This is a genomic window from Streptomyces otsuchiensis (assembly GCF_004305975.1).
Lineage (GTDB): Bacteria > Actinomycetota > Actinomycetes > Streptomycetales > Streptomycetaceae > Streptomyces > Streptomyces otsuchiensis.
Genome location: NZ_BHZI01000022.1, coordinates 1 through 18,835, shown reverse-complemented (window position 1 = coordinate 18,835; position 18,835 = coordinate 1). Strand labels below are relative to the sequence as shown.

18 protein-coding genes are annotated in these 18,835 nt (G+C 73.5%); 11 read left to right on the top strand and 7 right to left on the bottom strand.

Annotated elements, in window-relative coordinates; genetic code table 11:
- Positions 1–486 precede the first annotated feature (486 nt).
- From E0D90_RS04075 to E0D90_RS04055, 5 genes are read left to right on the top strand one after another with little or no spacing between them, the layout of a single operon-like run.
- Positions 487–1,437, top strand: a complete 951-nt coding sequence (locus tag E0D90_RS04075) for a sugar ABC transporter substrate-binding protein (protein ID WP_227869973.1) — start codon at positions 487–489, stop codon at positions 1,435–1,437.
- Positions 1,434–2,477, top strand: a complete 1,044-nt coding sequence (locus tag E0D90_RS04070) for an ABC transporter permease (protein WP_103528104.1) — start codon at positions 1,434–1,436, stop codon at positions 2,475–2,477. Before E0D90_RS04075 ends, E0D90_RS04070 begins: the two co-directional genes overlap by 4 nt.
- Positions 2,474–3,373 carry an ATP-binding cassette domain-containing protein gene (locus E0D90_RS04065; protein ID WP_130796613.1) on the top strand — a complete coding sequence of 300 codons (900 nt, stop codon included), beginning with the start codon at positions 2,474–2,476 and terminating at the stop codon, positions 3,371–3,373. Before E0D90_RS04070 ends, E0D90_RS04065 begins: the two co-directional genes overlap by 4 nt.
- A gap of 16 nt (positions 3,374–3,389) precedes the next feature.
- Complete coding sequence (locus E0D90_RS04060; RefSeq protein ID WP_103501851.1) at positions 3,390–4,535, top strand: ROK family glucokinase; 1,146 nt, start codon at positions 3,390–3,392, stop codon at positions 4,533–4,535.
- Positions 4,532–5,092, top strand: coding sequence for a hypothetical protein (locus tag E0D90_RS04055; protein WP_103528106.1), 561 nt, complete (start codon positions 4,532–4,534; stop codon positions 5,090–5,092). The genes E0D90_RS04060 and E0D90_RS04055 overlap by 4 nt, the downstream gene beginning before the upstream one ends.
- Positions 5,093–5,177: 85 nt before the next feature.
- On the opposite strand, the gene E0D90_RS04050 is transcribed toward E0D90_RS04055, so the two are convergent.
- Positions 5,178–6,314, bottom strand: a complete 1,137-nt coding sequence (locus E0D90_RS04050; protein ID WP_130796612.1) for a glycerate kinase — start codon at positions 6,312–6,314, stop codon at positions 5,178–5,180.
- A gap of 151 nt (positions 6,315–6,465) precedes the next feature.
- Here E0D90_RS04050 and E0D90_RS04045 point away from each other — a divergent pair, with 151 nt between their 5' ends.
- Positions 6,466–8,163, top strand: coding sequence for a BCCT family transporter (locus E0D90_RS04045; RefSeq protein ID WP_103528158.1), 1,698 nt, complete (start codon positions 6,466–6,468; stop codon positions 8,161–8,163).
- A gap of 70 nt (positions 8,164–8,233) precedes the next feature.
- On the opposite strand, the gene E0D90_RS04040 is transcribed toward E0D90_RS04045, so the two are convergent.
- From E0D90_RS04040 to E0D90_RS04020, 5 genes are all read right to left on the bottom strand, one after another.
- A complete protein-coding gene (locus E0D90_RS04040; protein ID WP_130796623.1) occupies positions 8,234–9,643 on the bottom strand; it encodes a phytoene desaturase family protein in 1,410 nt (469 codons plus the stop codon).
- 32 nt (positions 9,644–9,675) lie between these two features.
- Positions 9,676–10,503 (bottom strand): inositol monophosphatase family protein, encoded by an 828-nt coding sequence (locus tag E0D90_RS04035; protein ID WP_103502546.1) that lies wholly within the window; start codon positions 10,501–10,503, stop codon positions 9,676–9,678.
- A 94-nt stretch (positions 10,504–10,597) separates the two neighbouring features.
- Positions 10,598–10,849 (bottom strand): hypothetical protein, encoded by a 252-nt coding sequence (locus tag E0D90_RS04030; protein WP_103502547.1) that lies wholly within the window; start codon positions 10,847–10,849, stop codon positions 10,598–10,600.
- A 4-nt stretch (positions 10,850–10,853) separates the two neighbouring features.
- The gene (locus tag E0D90_RS04025) at positions 10,854–12,122 is read right to left on the bottom strand and encodes a hypothetical protein (RefSeq protein WP_130796611.1); all 1,269 of its coding nucleotides are present in this window, start codon (positions 12,120–12,122) and stop codon (positions 10,854–10,856) included.
- Between the two features lie 162 nt (positions 12,123–12,284).
- Complete coding sequence (locus tag E0D90_RS04020; protein WP_130796610.1) at positions 12,285–13,025, bottom strand: class I SAM-dependent methyltransferase; 741 nt, start codon at positions 13,023–13,025, stop codon at positions 12,285–12,287.
- Between the two features lie 107 nt (positions 13,026–13,132).
- On the opposite strand from E0D90_RS04020, the gene E0D90_RS04015 reads away from it, so the two are divergent.
- Positions 13,133–13,876: a class I SAM-dependent DNA methyltransferase gene (locus E0D90_RS04015; protein WP_130796609.1), complete on the top strand. Its 744-nt coding sequence runs from the start codon at positions 13,133–13,135 to the stop codon at positions 13,874–13,876.
- A 51-nt stretch (positions 13,877–13,927) separates the two neighbouring features.
- On the opposite strand, the gene E0D90_RS04010 is transcribed toward E0D90_RS04015, so the two are convergent.
- The gene (locus E0D90_RS04010; RefSeq protein ID WP_130796608.1) at positions 13,928–14,740 is read right to left on the bottom strand and encodes a LysR substrate-binding domain-containing protein; all 813 of its coding nucleotides are present in this window, start codon (positions 14,738–14,740) and stop codon (positions 13,928–13,930) included.
- Positions 14,741–14,798: 58 nt separating this feature from the next.
- Between E0D90_RS04010 and E0D90_RS04005 the strand changes: the two genes are divergently transcribed.
- The 4 genes from E0D90_RS04005 to argJ all read left to right on the top strand — a co-directional run bounded on the left by E0D90_RS04005 (position 14,799) and on the right by argJ (position 18,801).
- Positions 14,799–15,218 (top strand): DUF5997 family protein, encoded by a 420-nt coding sequence (locus E0D90_RS04005; RefSeq protein ID WP_103503576.1) that lies wholly within the window; start codon positions 14,799–14,801, stop codon positions 15,216–15,218.
- A gap of 303 nt (positions 15,219–15,521) precedes the next feature.
- Entirely contained in the window at positions 15,522–16,451 is a 930-nt protein-coding gene (locus E0D90_RS04000; RefSeq protein ID WP_438827366.1) for a S66 family peptidase, read from the top strand.
- 173 nt (positions 16,452–16,624) lie between these two features.
- Positions 16,625–17,653, top strand: coding sequence for an N-acetyl-gamma-glutamyl-phosphate reductase (gene argC / locus E0D90_RS03995; RefSeq protein WP_103503574.1), 1,029 nt, complete (start codon positions 16,625–16,627; stop codon positions 17,651–17,653).
- On the top strand, positions 17,650–18,801 hold the full coding sequence (gene argJ, locus E0D90_RS03990; protein WP_130796606.1) for a bifunctional glutamate N-acetyltransferase/amino-acid acetyltransferase ArgJ: 1,152 nt from the start codon (positions 17,650–17,652) through the stop codon (positions 18,799–18,801). The genes argC and argJ overlap by 4 nt, the downstream gene beginning before the upstream one ends.
- Positions 18,802–18,835: the final 34 nt, after the last annotated feature.

The window sequence follows — 18,835 nt, the reverse complement described above, 5'->3', positions numbered from 1 at the left end:
CAGAAGGCACCGGTTCGGCATCAAGACCCCCTCGGGTCTCCAGCGCGCCCACGGGCGAACGCCGTCCGGGCGTGCTCTGCGTCACGCAGGAGGGGACCACCGCCGCGCGTCCGGCGGGCGGGGTGACGGCGCGCACCCCCGGGGCGGCCGAGTACCGGGGCCCGGGGAGGAGGCGCGCACGCGGCCGCGTGCGCCGCGTATCCGGTGCCTGGCGGCGGCGGTACCGCGCTCCCGGAGATAGGGTGCCCTGTGCCGGAAGATCGGTCGGATATCCATACCGCACGGATGTCCGCGCCGGGACCCCCGGCCGCAGCCCGCGGCCGGTGCCCGGTACATGGGTGAGACCGAGGGAGCGACAACCGCGTGCACAGGCCGAGAGGCGGTCCGGGGACCGCGAGCCCTCCGGGAGACCACCCGACCACCGGGAACCGGCGTCGCGCCCGGCCCGCGCGCCGCGCGGCCGCGGCGGTCAGCGCCCTCGCCGTACTGGCGCTGCTCGCCGGGTGCAGCTCCACCGGCGGCAAACGCGCCGAGGACGAGCAGCGCCGCTCCGGCGGCCAGTCCGCCGTGGACACCCCCCGCTGGACCGTCGCCATGGTGACCCACTCCGGTGAGGGCGACACCTACTGGGACATCGTCCGCAGCGGCGCCCAGCAGGCCGCCGACAAGGACAACATCGAGTTCCTCTACTCCCACGACGACGAGGCCGGCCGGCAGGCCGAACTGGTGCGCACCGCGATCAACCAGGACGTGGACGGCCTCATCGTGACCCTGGCCAAGCCCGACGCGATGGAGTCGGCCGTCCGCGCCGCCGTGGACGCCGGTATCCCGGTGATCACGGTCAACTCCGGCCAGGAGCTGTCCGAGCGGTTCGGCGCGTTGGCCCACATCGGGCAGGACGAAGAACTGGCGGGCGAAGCCGTCGGCCACGAGCTCAACGACCTGGACGCCCGTTCCGCCGTCTGCGTCCTGCACGAACAGGGCAACATCGGCCACGAGCAGCGCTGCGACGGCGTCCGCGCGACCTTCGAGGGGACGCTGGAGAGCCTCTACGTCGACGGCACCAACATGCCCGGCGTCGAGTCCGCCATCGAGGCGAAGCTGATCTCCGGCAGCGACGTGGACACCGTCGTCACCCTCGGCGCTCCCTTCGCCACCGTGGCCGCCAAGGCCGCCTCCCAGGCGGGCAGCGACGCCCGGACCGTCACCTTCGACCTCAACCCCGAGGTGGCCACCGCCCTCGGCGAGGGCACCCTGGAGTTCGCCGTCGACCAGCAGCCCTACCTCCAGGGCTACCAGTCCGTGGACCTGCTCTGGCTGTGGCTCTCCAACGGCAACATGCTCGGCGGCGGGCAGCCCGTGCTGACCGGGCCGCAGATCGTCACGCCCGACCAGGCCGAGGAACTGGCCGACTACGCCCGGCGGGGGACCAGGTGAGCGCCGTCGCGGCGGCAGCGGCCGAGGACGAGCGGCTGCTGCCGCGCTCCCCGCTGCGCCGGCTGATCGGCCGGCCCGAACTGGGCTCGGTCCTCGGCGCGCTCGCCGTCTTCCTGGTCTTCGCGATCGTCGCCGACAACTTTCTGCGCGCCGGCAGCCTGGGCACCGTGCTGTACGCCGCGTCCACCATCGGCATCATGGCCGTGCCCGTCGCACTGCTGATGATCGGCGGCGAGTTCGATCTCTCGGCGGGGGTGATGGTCACCTCCTCCGCGCTGATCTCCTCGATGGTGAGCTACCAGTTCACCGCCAACGTGTGGGTCGGTGTCGTCGTCTCGCTCGCCGCCACGCTCGCGCTGGGCCTGTTCAACGGGCTGATGCTCACCCGCACCGGCCTGCCGTCCTTCATTATCACGCTCGGCACCTTCCTGATGCTGACCGGACTCAACCTCGGCTTCACCAAGCTGATCAGCGGCACGGTGGCGACCAAGTCCATCGCCGACATGGACGGCTTCCCCGAGGCGCGGGCCCTGTTCGCCTCCCAGCTGGACATCGGCGGCTTCGCCGTCCAGGTCACGGTCCTGTGGTGGATCGGCCTGGTGGCGCTGGCCACCTGGATCCTGCTGCGCACCACCGCCGGCAACTGGATCTTCGCCGTCGGCGGCGGCCGTGACGCGGCGCGCGCGGTCGGTGTGCCGGTGGAACGCACCAAGATCGGCCTCTATCTCGGGGTCGCGTTCGGCGCCTGGATCTCCGGGCAGCACCTGCTCTTCAACTACAACGTGGTCCAGTCCGGCGAGGGCGTCGGCAACGAGCTGATCTACATCGCCGCGGCCGTCATCGGCGGGTGCCTGCTCACCGGCGGCTACGGCTCGGCGATCGGCGCCGCGGTCGGCGCGCTGATCTTCGGCATGACCAGCAAGGGCATCGTCTTCGCCCAGTGGGACCCCAACTGGTTCAAGTTCTTCCTCGGTGCGATGCTGCTGCTCGCCACCCTGCTGAACCTCTGGATTCGCAAGCGCGCGGAGGCCGCCGGATGACCTCACCCCACGACCACGACGAGCACGACGGCGACCAGCCCGACGGCCGCCGGCCCGACGACGACGGTCAGGACGGTGACGCCGACGGCGGGGCCACGCCCCCGCTGCTGGAGCTGGAGTCCGTCGCCAAGCACTACGGGAGCATCCGCGCCCTGGAGGGTGTCTCGCTGACCGTGCGCGCCGGCGAGGTGACCTGCGTCCTCGGCGACAACGGCGCCGGCAAGTCCACCCTCATCAAGATCATCTCCGGGCTGCACCGCCACGACGCCGGCTACTACCGCGTCGACGGTGAGGAGACCACGCTCTCCTCACCGCGTTCCGCGCTGGACCTGGGCATCGCCACCGTCTACCAGGACCTCGCGATGATCCCGCTGATGCCGGTCTGGCGGAACTTCTTCCTCGGCTCCGAACCCACCCTCGGCCGAGGCCCGCTGCGCCGCCTCGACGTCCGGCTGATGCGCTCGACCACGCGCGAGCGCCTGCTGCGGATGGGCATCGACCTGCGCGACGTCGACCAGCCCATCGGCACCCTCTCCGGCGGTGAACGCCAGTCGGTGGCCATCGCCCGCGCGGTGCACTTCGGTGCCCGCGTCCTGGTGCTGGACGAGCCGACCGCCGCCCTCGGCGTCAAACAGGCCGGTGTCGTCCTGCGCCGTGTCGCCGCCGCCCGCGACGAGGGCCTCGGCGTGGTGCTGGTCACCCACAACCCGCACCACGCCCACCTGGTCGCCGACCGCTTCGTGCTGCTCAAGCGCGGAACCATGGCCGGCGCCCACGCCGCCGGCGAGATCACCCTGGACGAGCTGACCCGGCAGATGGCGGGAGGCAGCGAGCTGGCCGAGCTGAGCCACGAGCTGCGCCGCACCGCTCCTCCCGGGCCGGACGCACATGAGTAGGGCAGAATCGGTGACGATGAATACGTACCGCGAGCGCGTGCACCGGGGGACCGCGCGGGCGACCGTCCTGCGCACCATCGCCACCCGCGAGCGCCGCTCCCACCTCTCCGCGCCGAGGGTTCCCACCGTCGGTATCGACATCGGCGGCACCAAGGTCGCGGCCGGTGTGGTCGACGCCGACGGCACCATCCTGGAGCGCATCCGGGCCGAGACGCCCGACAAGTCGAAGAGCCCCAAGGTCGTCGAGGACGTCATCACCGAGCTGGTGCTGGACCTCTCCGACCGGCACGACGTCCACGCGGTCGGCATCGGAGCCGCCGGCTGGGTCGACGCCGACCGTTCCCGCGTGCTGTTCGCACCGCACCTCGCCTGGCGCAACGAGCCGCTGCGCGAGGCACTGGCCACCCGCCTGGCCGTCCCGATCCTGGTCGACAACGACGCCAACACCGCCGCCTGGGCGGAGTGGCGCTTCGGCGCCGGACGCGGCGAGGACGACCTGGTCATGATCACCCTGGGCACCGGCATCGGCGGGGCGGCGCTGGAGGACGGACGCGTCAAGCGCGGCAAGTACGGCGTCGCCGGCGAGTTCGGCCACATGCAGGTCGTGCCCGGCGGGCACCGCTGCCCCTGCGGCAACCGGGGCTGCTGGGAGCAGTACAGCTCCGGCAACGCCCTGGTGCGTGAGGCGCGCGAGCTGGCCGCCGCCGACTCCCCGGTCGCCCACACCATCCTCGCCCGGGTCGGCGGCCAGATCGACGAGATCACCGGGCCGCTGATCACCGAGCTGGCCCGGGACGGCGACGCCATGTGCGTCGAGCTGCTGGAGGAGATCGGCCGCTGGCTCGGCGTCGGCCTCGCCAACCTCGCCGCCGCCCTCGACCCGGCCCGCTTCGTCATCGGCGGCGGTGTCAGTGCCGCCGACGACCTGCTGATCGGGCCCGCGCGGGAGGCGTTCCGCCGCCAGCTGACCGGGCGCGGTTACCGGCCGGAGGCGTCGATCGTCCGGGCGCAGCTCGGCGCCGACGCCGGCATGGTCGGCGCCGCCGACCTGGCCCGCCTGGTGGCCCGCCGCTTCGTGCGCGCCAACCGGCGGCGTGCCGAACGCATCCACCGCGCCGGTCTGCGGGTCCCGGCAGCGCCCCGCGCGGAGGGCGGCCGGTGAACGTCCGGCGGCCGCCCGAGTACACCCCGCGGCGCCCCCCGCACGTGCCCCGGCGCCGCTGGCTGACCGCGGTGGTGGTCGGGCTGCTCATCGCCATCCCGGCCGGCTACGCGGTCGTCTCCGCCGAGCAGAGCCGCGACAGCGGCGAGGACAAGGCGCGCGCCGCCGCCGCGCGCGGCCTGGTCTACGAATGGCCCAGCAAGGTCCAGCGCCGGATCTACGACATCCCGATACCGGACGGCTCCACCTATGTGGGCCACTACGAGGACAACAGCTGGGACCGCTCGACGATGTGGGTGCAGTTCCGCACCTCGCCCGAGCAGCTCAGCCGCTTCCTGGAGGATCTCGGCTCCCAGCGGGCCGAACTGCGCGCCGGTGATGTCACCATCACCGACGAGGCGGCGGGCGCCGTCGGCTGGACGCTCGACCCACGGAACCGGGAACTGGCCGGCATCACGGTGCGGCAGTCCCCGGACGAACCGGTGGTGGCCATCACGGTCGACCTCACCAAGCCCGAACGGCCACGGGTCTACGTCGTCTCCGTCACCGAGCCCTGACCCGCTCCGCGCGGTCGTGCCGCACGGGCGGCGCGTCCCCTGGGCGGGGAACGCCCGGCGCCTCGTGCGCGGCGCTCCGCGCGGTTCACAGCAGGTCGGTGGCCACCTGCCGGGCCAGGCGCTCCAGCAGCGGACCCGCCTGCGCCACACAGACCGCCGGGTCGGGCTCCAGCGAGGTCAGCGGATAGGCCCGCTCGATGCCCGCGCCGCGCAGCGCCGCCTCGTCGATGTCCAGGCGCCCGCACACCGCGACGACGCGCCGTCCAGCCGCCCGCGCCGCCGCCGCCACCCCGGCGGGGGCCTTCCCGTGCAGCGTCTGCCGGTCCAGCGACCCCTCACCGGTGATCACCAGGTCGGCGCGGTGCAGGGCGGCCTCGAAGCCGAGGACCTCCAGCATCACCTCGATGCCGGGCCGGAACGCGGCGCCCAGCCCGGCCAGCGCCCCGAACCCCATTCCGCCGGCAGCGCCCGCGCCGGGGGACTGGGCCAGGGCCGCCGCGCCCTCGCCCGCGGCGGCGCCGAGGACGCGCGCGTACTGCTGCAACGCAGCGTCCAGGGCCGCCACATCGGTCTCGGACGCGCCCTTCTGCGGCCCGTAGACCGCCGCCGCGCCGTGCGGCCCGGTCAGCGGGTTGTCCACATCGCCGGCGAGCACGATCCGCGCCCCGGCCAGCAGGGGGTCGAGTCCGGAGAGGTCGGCGGCCGCGATGTCCCGCAGCGCGCCCCCGCCCGGCGGGAGCGGCTTGCCGGTGGCGTCCAGCAACCGGGCGCCCAGCGCGGTGAGCATGCCGGCGCCGCCGTCGTTGGTGGCGGAGCCCCCCACCCCCAGGACCACGGTGCGCGCCCCGGCCGCCAGGGCCGCCCGCACCAGCTCGCCGGTGCCGGCGGTGGTGGCGGTCAGGGGCTCGAACACGCCGGGCGGCAGCAGCGCCAGCCCGGAGGCTGCGGCCATCTCCACCACCGCGGTGTCCCCGCGCAGCGCGTACAGCGCCTCGACCGGTTCGCCCAACGGGCCGGTCACGGTCACCCGACGTGCCTCGAAACCCCCGGCGACCGCCGCCGCCACGGTCCCGTCACCGCCGTCCGCGACCGGCAGCGACTCCACCACGACGTCCGGGTGTTCGGCGCGCAGCCCCGCCGTCACCCGCTCGGCGACAGCGGCGGCCGTCAGCGACCCCTTGAACTTGTCCGCGGCGATCAGCACCCGTGTGGTCGTGGTCATCGCTGGTACCTGGCCTTCGCTCGTCCGGGCATACGCGTGGGCGACCCTATCCGGCCGCCCGGCGGCGCCCGGCACCGCGTCACCCCCCGTGCCTCACCCGTTCGGCGCGCCGTAAGGACAAAACGGGTGAACCGCACCATAGTTCAGGGATATGAGTACGGACGCTGGTGCTCCCCAGCCCTCACCCGACGCGGCCACCCCGGAAGACCGGGTCGATCCGCCGCCCGACCTCAAGCTCGTCGCCATCGGCGTCGCCTTGGTGGTGGCGATGGTGGTGTGGGCCGCGGCCGGCACGGACAACTTCTCCTCGGTGGCCGACACCGCGCTGGAATGGGTCCTGGACAACTTCGCCTGGCTCTTCGTGGTCGGAGCGGACGCCTTCCTCGTGATCGCCGTGGTGCTGGCGCTGAGCAGGTTCGGACGCGTCCGGCTCGGACAGGACGACGACGAGCCCGAGTTCACCAACCTGGCGTGGATCGCGATGATGTTCAGCGCCGGCATGGGGATCGGCCTGATGTTCTTCGGCGTCGGGGAACCGCTGATGCACTTCGCCGATCCGCCGCCGTTCACCGACGCCGAGCCCGAGTCGGGAGCGGCCGCCGGCCACGCACTGGAGTACTCCTTCTTCCACTGGACCCTGCACCCCTGGGCGATCTACGCGGTCGCGGGCCTCGGGCTGGCCTACGCCACCTTCCGCAAGGGCCGGGGCAACCAGCTCAGCTCCGTCTTCGTCCCGCTCATCGGCGAACGACGGGCGGCCGGCTGGCCGGGCAAGCTGATCAACCTGCTCGCGGTCTTCGCCACGGTCTTCGGCACGGCCACCAGCCTCGGTCTGGGAGCGCTCCAGGTCGCGCGCGGCCTCAACCTGACCACCGGGATCGAGGACAGCCAGACCCTGGAGCTGATCATCATCGTCGCGCTCGGCGCGGCGTTCGTCCTCTCCGCGTTCTCCGGTATCCACCGGGGGGTCAAGTGGCTCAGCACGATGAACGTCTTCCTGGCCGCCGCGCTCATGTTCTTCGTCTTCCTGCTCGGCCCGACCGTCTACATCCTCGACTCGCTGCCGTCCGGAGTCGGCGTCTACCTTCAGGAACTGCTGACGCTCTCCACACAGACCGGCGCCTTCGGACAACAGGAGTGGATGGGCACCTGGACCATCTTCTACTGGGCCTGGTGGCTGTCGTGGGCGCCGTTCGTCGGCACCTTCATCGCCCGTATCTCACGCGGCCGTACGGTGCGCGAGTTCCTCCTCGGCGTGCTGCTCGTCCCCAGCGGCGCCTCGATCGTCTGGTTCTCCGTCATGGGTGGCAGCGCCATCCGCACCGACGCCACCGGCCGGGCGGACCTGACCGGGGCCATCGCGAACGACGGTGAGGAGGCCGGGCTGTTCGGACTGCTGGACGCGCTGCCGCTGGGCACCATCACCTCGTTCGTCGCCATCGTGCTGGTGATGGTCTACTTCGTCACCAGCGCCGACTCCGCCTCGCTGGTCATGGCCTCGCTCACCAGCGGCGGGGCCCTGCACCCGCGCGGCTGGCTGGTCGTCACCTGGGGCGTGCTGATGTCGGCGGTGGCCGCCGTGCTGCTCGTCGCCGGCGGGCTCGACGCGCTCCGGTCGGCCACCATCCTGGTGGCGCTGCCGTTCGCCGTGGTGATGCTGCTGATGTGCTACGCCCTCATCAAGGAGCTGCGGAAGGACCCGGGAGCGGGAGTCTCCCGCAACCTGCCCATCCGCGGCCTGCGTTCGGCCGTCCGCGCCATGGTCGGTGAGGCCGTGGACGAACAGAGCACCCGTCACCGTCGGCTGCGCCGCGCCGCCGACTCCACCCGGGAGAGGCGGGGCGACTGACCGGACCCGGCGCGGCCGCAGCGCCGACGCGCCGCGCGGCCGGGCCGCTGACCCCGCCCCTCCGGCGGGGTCAGCCCCGGCCGTGCAGCCGCAGGAAGACCGCCTTCGCCGCGTTGTGGCCGGACATGCCGTGCACTCCCGGCCCCGGCCAGCTGGCGGAGGAACACAGGAAGACCGCCGGATGCGGCGTCGCGTACGGATTGCGGGCCGGGCCGGGCCGGAGCATCGTCTGAAGCCCGGAGAAGGCCCCGCACGCGATGTCCCCGCCGACGTAGTTGGCGTTACGGGCGGCGAGTTCGGGCGGCCCGGCCACCGCCCGCGCCAGCACCAGATCGGAGAACCCGGGGGCGAAGCGCTCGATCTGACGCTCCATCGCCGCCGTCAGATCGCCCCGCCAGCCGTGCGGCACATGGCCGTAGGCCCAGAAGACATGCTTGCCCTCCGGCGCGCGCCCGGGGTCGATCCCGGTCGGCTGGGAGGTGATCATGAAGGGCACCTCCGGCGCCCGTCCGCCCGTGGCGTCGCGCAGCGCGGTATCGATCTCACCGGCGGTGGGCCCCAGGTGGACCGTGCCGGCCCGGCGGGCCTCCGGTGACGTCCAGGGAACCGGCCCGTCCAGCGCGTAGTCGATCTTGAATGCGGCCGCCCCGTACCGGAACCGCCGGTAGACGTCGCCCAGGCCCGCGATACGCGCCAGCGCGGTGGGTGAGGTGTCGAAGACATAGGCGCGCGCCGGGGGCAGCTCATCCAGCCGCCGCACCGTGATCCCGGTGTGGATCACGCCGCCGTGGGAGCGCAGACAGCCGGCGAGAGCGTCGGAGACCGCCTGTGAACCACCCCGCGCCACCGGCCAGCCCCGGTCGTGCGCGGCCAGGGCGAAGACCAGCGCGATCGCACCCGTCGTCGGCGTGCGCAGCGGCGAGATCACATGGGCCGCCAGCCCCGCCAGCAGCCCCCGTGCCTTCTCCCCCTCGAATCGCCGCGAGAGCCAGGAGACCGGCGGCAGGCCCGCCAGCCCGAACCGCGCCAGCGTCAGCGGCTCGTTGGGCAGCCCCTGCCACGGCACGGTCAGGAAGTCCTCGGCCAGCGACGCCCAGCGGCCGGTGAACGGCTCCATCAGGCGCCGGTAACGGTCCGCGTCCCCGGGCCCCAGCGACAGGGCCGTCTCGCCCACGGACCGGGAGAGCACCGCGGCCGAGCCGTCCGGGAAGGGGTGAGCCATCGGCAGCTCCGGGTGCAGCCACCGCAGACCGTGCCGCTCCAGGGGCAGCGCCGCGAACGCGGGGGAGCCCACGCCCATCGGGTGGACCGCCGAACAGGGATCGTGCCGGAACCCCGGCAGCGTCAGCTCCTCGGTGCGCGCGCCACCCCCGACGGTCTCCAGCGCCTCGAACACCTCCACCGCCAGGCCCCGCCGAGCCAGTTCGACGGCGGCCGTCAGGCCGTTGGGGCCGGCACCGACCACCACCACATCGGACATCATCGCCACCGCGCGCTCCCCTCGCCGCCGAGTCAGGCCGCCTGCGGCCGGCCGGCCGCCAGCAACCCGAGGATACGCCGCGCCGTCGGCTCGTCACGCGCAGCCGTGAACGGCAGGGTGTTGTGCCCGGTCAGGGAGAACGGCCGGTCGGCCAGGGTTCGTTGGAAACCGCCGGCCTCCGTCACCAGCAGGAGCCCCGCCGCATGGTCCCACGCCAGCTCCCAGGAGAACGCCACGGCGTCCAACTGCCCCCGGGCGATGCGCAGATACTCCAGCCCGGCCGAGCCGCACGGCCGGGGATCGACGCCGTCGGTCCACAGAGCGCCGAGCGCCCGCTTCTGGTCCTCGTCGGTGAAGTCCGGATGCGAGGTCGCCACCTCCAGCGGTCCGGGGCCGGGTGAACCCGCCTCCAGGCGGACACCGTTGAGCCACGCCCCGCCGCCGCGACGGGCCGTCGCCATCAGCCCGCGCGCCGGCGCGTACGTCCACGACGCGTACAGCGTCCCGCCGCGCGCGAGCGCGACCAGGGTGCAGAAGCCCGGCTCGCCCCGGACGAACTGCCGGGTGCCGTCCACGGGGTCCACGATCCACACCGGAGCGTCGCCCTGGAGCGCCTCGTACCGGGACGGGTCCTCGTGGACGCCCTCCTCACCCACGACGACCGAACCCGGCAGCAGCTCGGTCAGGGCGCTGGTCAGATGGCGCTCCGCGCCGCGGTCCGCCACCGTCACCAGATCGTGCGGACCGGACTTGGCGGTCACCTCGTCGTCGGCGAGCTGGCGCCAGCGCGGCATGATCTCCTCTGCGGCCGCTCTCCGTACCGCTTCCTCGGCCGCAGCGGCCAGCTGTTCATCGATCATGTACCCATCGAAACACGGGAGGCGCCGCCCGCGCGCAGCCGACCGGTGCTCCCGGCTTTCCCCGGGCCTTCCCCGGAGCCTTCCCCAGGAGGGCCTACCGTGCGCCGGGCCGTCGCCCGTCGCCGCCCGGCGAGTGGTCCGGGACCAGCCGGCGACTGCGTGAGACGCCCGCACCGCCACCGGGGGCCGGGTCCTGCCAGGTCGCGCGGCGGGCCCGCCGCTGTGCGTAGGCCGCCGCCGCGCGGTGGAACGCGGCGCGCGCCAGGCGCTGGGCGAGGGCGATGGCCAGCGGCCGGGCGAGTACCCAGGCCAGCCGCTGCGGCGTGATCGCGAAGCGTGGAGCCATGCCCTCAGGCTACGCCCGCGCGGCGAAGTTCGGTGGTGATCGCGTGGTGGTGGGCCGGGGAGACCCGGCGGGCGGCGTCCAGCAGGTGCGGCACGACCTCGGGGGCGGCCCTGGCGGCGCCCACCGCGTCGGCCGCCCGGCGCGCCCGGACCAGAGCGGTGAGCAGCGTGACTGCCTCGCCGGTGCGGCCCGCGGAGACCAGCTCCGCCGCGATCGTGCCCGCCTCGGACGAGGGCCGGGCGGCGCCCTGGCGCAGCAGCTGGCCGCACTGGCTGCCCCGGCCCGCGTCCGCGAGGGCACGGGCGATCCCCGCCATGGGGCCGGGCGGCAGCGCGGCGGCCTCCCACAGCAGGGTGGTGATCTCGGTTCCCATCCCGGCGCGCTCCATGGCCTCCACCACCAGGGGCAGCCGTTCCGGCGGGCCGTTGACCGCCTCACAGAGGGTGGCGTGCACCGCACCGCCGCTGCCTGCGGTGCGCAGCCGCAGCATCCGGGCGATGAACGCCGTGGCCGCCTTGCGGTCCTCCTCGCTGTGGGGCGAGGGCCGGGGCGGGGCGGACGGCTGCCGTCCTCCGGTGTCGGCGTCCAGCCCGGCGAACCGTGCGCCGCGAGGCCGGGCGGCACGCTCCGGCCGGATGTCCGGCGGGGGCGCCGCGGAAGCGGTGTCGGCGAAGCGGGCGCCACGCGCGGGCGCGGTGGGCACCGGGGGAGAAGCGGACCCGTCGCGCTGCTCGGGGACGGTCGGGGACGGGCCCGCCCGGGCGGCCAGCGCGGCCAGCCGGGCGTGGAACTCCGCCAGCCGGGAGCGGTGCCGGGCCCCGTCGTCCTCCGCCCACATCCGCAGGGCGGCGAGCCGTGCCGCCTCCTGCTGGTGACCGGCCAGCCGCGCCGAGCGCTCGGCGACGGCGAGGCGGTGGCCCCGTTCGAACGACTCCCGTTCCGCGTGTTCCACCAGGCCCGCCCGGCGCGCGAGGTCGGCGCGGGCGGTCGGCCGGGCGTCCTGGGCACAGGCCGCGGCGGCGTAGCGGTCACGCAGCCGCACCTCCCGCTCGCGGGCGGCCAGCGGCCCGCGCACGGCCACCAGATCCTGGACGAGGTCGGCGACCACGTCCCAGGGCGGGAGGTCCAGGCCGGAGAGCCAGGTCTCCAGATCGGTGGGCACCCGGCGGGCGAAGGCCGCGTACCAGTCGGCCCCGGGGTCGAGTTCCGCGGTCAGCGCGCGCAGCTCGACGGTGAACGCCGCGAGCTCTCGTCCGGGTGCGGATATCTCCATGCGGGTACTGAAGCCGAGGTGTGGAACAACCGTGTTTCCGCATGGCTACGGACAGTTTTCCTGGGGCTCGGGCGCCGGTAAACTCAGCGTGCGCTCCCCGGCGCGCAAGGTGATTCGCACTCCGGGCGCCGGCTGCCCTCGGGAGACCGCTCAGCCGACCGCTCAGCCGACCGCGCGGGCGATGACCAGCAGCTCGCCGTCGCCGGCCCCCACGGCCTCCCGCCCGAACCCTCCGTAGAGCCGCTCCACGGCGAAGCCCGCCTCGGAGAGCGACCCACGCAGCTCCCCCTCGTCCCGGAACCGCAGCCGCGCCGTACTCCGGACCACCTCCCCGCCGGGCAGCGTGTAGTGGTGGGTGAACCCGACAACCGAGTCCCGGACCTCGGTGACCTCGGTCCACACCTCCACCACGGAACCGTCGGGCAGCGCGACGCTCCGCCGCGAATCGGCCGGATTCCAGCGCTCCCAGCGGCGGTCGCGCGGATCGCGGGTGTCGAACACCAGCCGGCCGCCCGGCCGCAGCGACCGCCGCAGATCGGTGAGCGCCTGACGCCACGCGGCGTCCTCCACGAAGAACTGGGCGACATGACTGGTCATCACCGCCACATCGAAGGCCGCCGTGGGCAGATCGGCCGAAGTGCCGTCCACCCAGGTCACACTGTCGGCTCCCGGCTTCGCCCGGGCGGCGGCCACGGACGCCGCCGCCGGGTCCACCCCGGTCACCGTGTGCCCGGCGGCGGCGAGCCCCAGGGCCAGCCGCCCGGTCCCGCATCCCAGGTCCAGGACCCGTGAGCCGGGTGTCTCGTCCACCACCGACAGGAAGAAGTCGTCGTCCCGGGACCAGGAGTACTCCGCGTCGTAGACGGATACCAGGCGCGCGTCATCGAACTCCGCATGCAGCATCCGGCGAGGCTAGGCGAGCGCCCGCGCCACCGCCACGGGATTTCCGGGCCGCCGACGCGCCACGAAAACCGGTTGGCCGCCCGCCGACGAGGCGTTAGGTTCCGCCGATGGACGACCGCGACGGCTACTTCGGCGAGCCCATCGCCGCGACCTACGACGACTCCACCGACAGCGAGTTCAGCCGCGAGACCATCGAGAAGACCGCCGGATTCCTCGCCGCCCGGTCCGGCGGTGGCCGGGCACTGGAACTGGGCGTCGGCACCGGACGCATCGCGCTCCCGCTCTCGCGGCGCGGCGTACCGGTGCACGGCATCGACCTCTCCCGCGCGATGACGGCCAGGATGCGGGCCAAGCCGGGAGGCGACCGCGTGGAGGTGACCATCGGTGACTTCGCCACGACGCGGGTGGGCGGCGGCTTCTCCCTCGCCTATCTGGTCTTCAACACGATCATGAACCTCACCACCCAGGACGCCCAGGTGGAGTGCTTCCGCTCCGTCGCCTCCCAGCTCGACCCCGGTGGCCGCTTCGTCGTCGAGGTGGCCGTCCCCGACCTGCGCCGCCTCCCGCCCGGCCAGGACGCCGTGCCCTTCCGCGTCAGCGGGAACGGATGGGCCTACGACCGCTACGACCCGGCGACCCAGGCGATGAGCTCCAACTACCTCACGGTGACCGACGACGGGCGGGGACGCAGGCGCAGCATCCCGTTCCGCTACGTCTGGCCGGCCGAACTGGACCTCATGGCACGGCTGGCGGGACTGCGACTGTCCGAACGCTGGGAGGGCTGGGGCGAGGAGCCCTTCACCGGGGAGAGCACCCGCCATGTCTCGGTCTGGGAGAAGCCGGCCGGCTGAGCGCGAGGCCCGCCGCCGAGCGCCCGGTGCCGCTCGCTGACGGCACGTGGATCAGGAGCGGCGGCGGGGACGTCCGCGGGTACCACCGCGCCGGGCGGCGCCCGCGCCGCTCTGGCCACCCCTGCCGCCCTTGGCGCCCTTCGCAGGGGCCTTGCCCCGGCCACCGCCGGTGCCCGAGCCCGCCTTGTGGCCCTGCTCCTTTTTCCGGGCCTTCTCCGGCCGTCCGCCCTGCTGCTCGTCGGCCGCCGAGGCCCGGCGGCCGCGCGTGCTGTTGACCGTGCGGCCCCGGACGATGCCGATGAAGTCGTCGACCAGATCGGTGGTCGCGTCCTCCGGCCAGGAGAGCCCGACGCCCGACTGCGGGACACCGGTGACCGTCCGGTAGGTGAGGTCCCTGCGGTGGTGGAGCCGGGCCAGGGACTGCGGCACGACCAGCACGCCGATGCCCGCCCCCACCAGCTCGACGGCGTCCGCCGTGGTCGCCGGCCGTTCGAAGGCGGGCAGCCCCGGCGGGCTCTCCCAGCCGAGGGTGTCGTCGTGCGGGTGCAGCACGATCTCGTCCGCGAGGTCCTCGGCGGTGATCTCCTCGGCCGCCGCGAACAGATGGTCCTTCGGGACGACCACCACCGTGGTCTCCGTGTACAGCGGGATCAGGCTGAGCCCGTCCCGGTCGGCGGGGACCCGGACGAAACCGGCGTCCGCGCGGCGCTCGCGCAGGGCGGCGGCGGCCTCCACGGCCGGCACCTGGTCCAGGACCAGCGGCACGTCCGGCAGCCGCTCGTTCCAGATCCGCACCCACTTGGTGGGCGTCACTCCCGGGACGTAGAGGAGCCGGAACGTCGGGGATGCCTCCGAGCCAGTCACGGGTGCCAGGTTACCGGGCGTGGTCGGAGGGGCCGCACACCCTCGATACCCTGGACCCATGACGTCGCAGCAGACCAGCCAGACCATGAAGCCCGCCACCGCGGCGAAGAAGCTGGGTGTGTACCTCGAAGCCACCCCCGCCGAGTTCCAGGAGGGCGTCGTCTCACGCGCGGAACTGAACGCGCTGCAGACCGACCCGCCCGCATGGCTGACCGAGCTGCGTCGCAACGGACCCCACCCCCGCCCGGTGGTCGCGGCCCGGCTGGGCGTCTCCAACGCCGGACTGGCCCGCGGCGGCGTCACCGAGGCGCTGACCACCGAGCAGATCGAGGACCTCCGTCAGGAGAGCCCCGAATGGCTGGAGCGGGAACGCGCCACCCAGGCCGAGGTGCGCAAGGAGACGGACCGCATCAAGGAGAAGCACGCCAAGGAGAAGCAGGCCGAGGAGGCGAAGCAGCGCCGGGCGCCGCGCTCCTGACCCGGCGGCCCGTCGGCAGGGCCTCCGGGCCCGCGCGACGGGCTCTGCCGCAGGGGCGAGAACACCGTCCGGCGGCCGACCACCGACCAAGCCGGCCACGGTCTTTCTCGCTCGGGGAACGGGGCGTTTCCGGGTCTGCCGTCCGTCCCTCGCGTCGCGGAAGTCGTCGTGGCAGGGCCGGAGCGTCGTGCGAGAATCCACCGCATGGCCGTTCGGTATCCACGCCCCCTGCGTCCCGGTGACCGCGTCGGCATCACGTCACCTTCGAGCGGGGTCGCGACGGAGTTGCGTGCGCGCCTCGACGTGGCAGTTCGCGATGTGGAGGCCCGGGGATACGAGGTGGTCGTCGGTGACTGCATGGACGGCGCCGGTCATGTCAGTGCCTCGGCGGCCGATCGCGCCGGTGAGTTGACGTCGATGCTGACGGATCCCCGGATCAGGGCTGTGGCGCCGCCGTGGGGTGGGGAGCTGGCGATCGACCTGCTGTCCCTGCTCGACTGGGACCGGCTGCGTGATGCCGAGCCGACCTGGCTTGTCGGATATTCCGACCTGTCGACGATCATGGCGCCGCTCACCCTCCTCACGGGAACGGCGACCGTGCACGGCAACAACCTCATGGACACGCCCTACCGGCAACCTGACGGGCTCTTGTCGTGGCTCGACATCGCCGCCGCTCCGCGGGGGCACCGGTTCACACAGTCGCCGCCCAACCGCTACCGGTCCACCGGCTGGGACGACTACCGCGCCCAGCCTGAGGTGCGCGAGTACACCCTCGACGCGACCGGCCGGTGGGCCAGGCTGGACGCGGTCGGAGACGTGGAGGTCGGCGGACGCCTGATCGGGGGCTGCGTCGAGATGCTCTGCAACCTCGCGGGGACGGCCTACCTCGACACGTCCGCCTTCGCACGAGCCGAGTCCCGGAACGGGCTCCTCGTCTATGTCGAAGCGGGCGGCGACGACGCGTTCGCCATCTGCAGGAACCTGCACGGGATGCGGCTGGCCGGATTCTTCGACGCGGCGAACGCGGTACTCGTCGGCCGGACCTCGGCACCTGACGCCCGCTCCCTCACCCAGCACGAAGCCGTTCTCGACGCACTCGGCCCTCTGAACGTCCCGATCATCGCTGATGTCGAGTGCGGGCATGTTCCGCCGTACCTGCCCATCGTCAACGGAGCGAACGGCCGGCTGGTGCACACCTCGGCACGCAGCGAACTGACCCAGACGCTGGACTGACCTCGGGCGTCGGCCACCCGCGACGCTCGTTCAGCCGCTGTGGCCAACCGGGCCCACAGTCCGCTTCGCCGCAGATGTGAGAGCAGGGAGGGTTCGTGCGCTCCCGATGGCTCCGCATTGCATAGGTCTGCATTGATGCGTATAGTCATGCCTTCGAGTCGATGGAGGAGGCTATGGCTGTGCGTGCTGCGGTGGCGGGAGCGAGCGGATACGCGGGGGGCGAGATCCTGCGCCTGCTGCTGGGACACCCGCAGATCGAGATCGGCGCCCTGACGGGTAACTCCAACGCCGGGCAGCCCCTCGGCGGACTGCAGCCGCACCTGGCACCGCTCGCCGACCGCGTGCTGGAGCCGACCACGCCCGAGGTGCTGGCCGGGCACGACGTGGTCTTCCTGGCGTTGCCCCACGGCCAGTCGGCCGCCGTCGCCGAGGCACTCGGCGAGAGCACGCTGATCGTGGACTGCGGCGCCGACTTCCGGCTGCGCGACGCGCAGGCGTGGTCCCGGTACTACGACACCGAGCACGCGGGCACCTGGCCCTACGGCCTCCCCGAACTGCCCGGCGCCCGCGACCTGCTGCGCGCCACCCGCCGGATCGCCGTCCCCGGCTGCTACCCGACGGCCGTCACCCTCGCGCTCTTCCCCGCCTACGCGGCCGGGCTGACCGAGCCCGAGGCCGTCATCGTCGCCGCCTCGGGGACCTCCGGAGCGGGCAAGGCGGCCAAGCCCCACCTGCTCGGCAGCGAGGTCATGGGCTCGATGAGCCCCTACGGCGTCGGCGGCGTCCACCGGCACACCCCCGAGATCACCCAGAACCTCTCGCAGGTCGCGGGCGAGCCGGTCACCGTCTCCTTCACCCCGACCCTCGCGCCGATGGCGCGCGGCATCCTCGCCACCTGCACCGCCCGGGTCCGCGAGGGTGTCAGCGCCGCGCGGCTGCGCGAGAGCTACGCCAAGGCGCTGGCCGACGAGCCGTTCGTGCGGCTGCTGCCCGAGGGCCAGTGGCCCTCCACGGGCGCCGTCCAGGGCTCGAACACGGCGCTGCTGCAGGTCGCGCTCGACGAGAACGCCGGACGCGCCGTGGTCGTCTGCGCCATCGACAACCTCACCAAGGGCACCGCCGGCGGCGCCCTGCAGAGCATGAACATCGCCCTCGGTCTTCCCGAGGAGCTCGGACTTCCCACCACCGGAGTGGCCCCATGAGCGTGACCGTGGCGAAGGGATTCCAGGCGGCGGGCATCGCCGCCGGGATCAAGGACAGCGGCGGCCCGGACCTGGCGCTGGTCGTCAACCGCGGGCCCCGCCAGGCCGCCGCCGGCGTCTTCACGGCCAACCGCGTCAAGGCGGCCCCGGTGCACTGGTCCGAGCAGGTGCTCAAGGGCGGCCGGGTCTCCGCGGTCGTCCTCAACTCCGGTGGCGCCAACGCCTGTACCGGGCCGCTGGGCTTCCAGGACACCCACGCCACCGCCGAGCGCGTCGCCGGCGACCTCGGCCTCAGCGCGGCCGAGGTCGCCGTCGCCTCGACCGGCCTGATCGGCGTCCGGCTGCCCATGGACCGGCTGCTGGCCGGGGTCACCGTCGCCGCCGAGTCGCTCAGCGACCACGGGGGCGAGAAGGCGGCCATCGCCATCAAGACGACCGACACCGTCCACAAGACGGCCGTGGCCACCGGCAACGGCTGGACCGTCGGCGGCATGGCCAAGGGCGCCGGCATGCTCGCCCCGGGCCTGGCCACCATGCTGGCCGTCCTCACCACCGACGCCGACGTGGACTCCGGCCAGCTCGACCGGGCCCTGCGCGCCGCCACCCGGACCACCTTCGACCGGGTCGACTCCGACGGCTGCATGTCCACCAACGACACCGTGCTGCTGCTCTCCTCCGGCGCCTCCGAGGTCGTCCCCGACGCGGACGTCTTCGCCGAGGCGGTCCGCGCGGTCTGCGCCGACCTCGCGCTGCAACTGGTGAAGGACGCCGAGGGGGCGTCCAAGGACATCCTGGTCGAGGTCATCGGCGCGGCCACCGAGGAGGACGCGGTGGAGGTCGCACGCTCCATCGCCCGCAACAACCTGCTGAAGTGCGCCGTGCACGGCGAGGACCCCAACTGGGGCCGGGTGCTGTCGGCCATCGGCACCACCTCCGCCGTCTTCGACCCCGACCGGCTGAACGTCTCCATCAACGGCGTACCGGTCTGCGAGAACGGCACCGCGGGCGCCGACCGCGACCTGGTCGACATGCGTTACCGCGAGGTGCGCATCACCGCCGACCTGCGCGCCGGCGACCAGGACGCCACCGTGTGGACCAACGACCTGACCGCCGACTACGTCCACGAGAACAGCGCGTACTCCTCATGACCGATGACGCCGCCACCACAGGCACCCCCGCCCC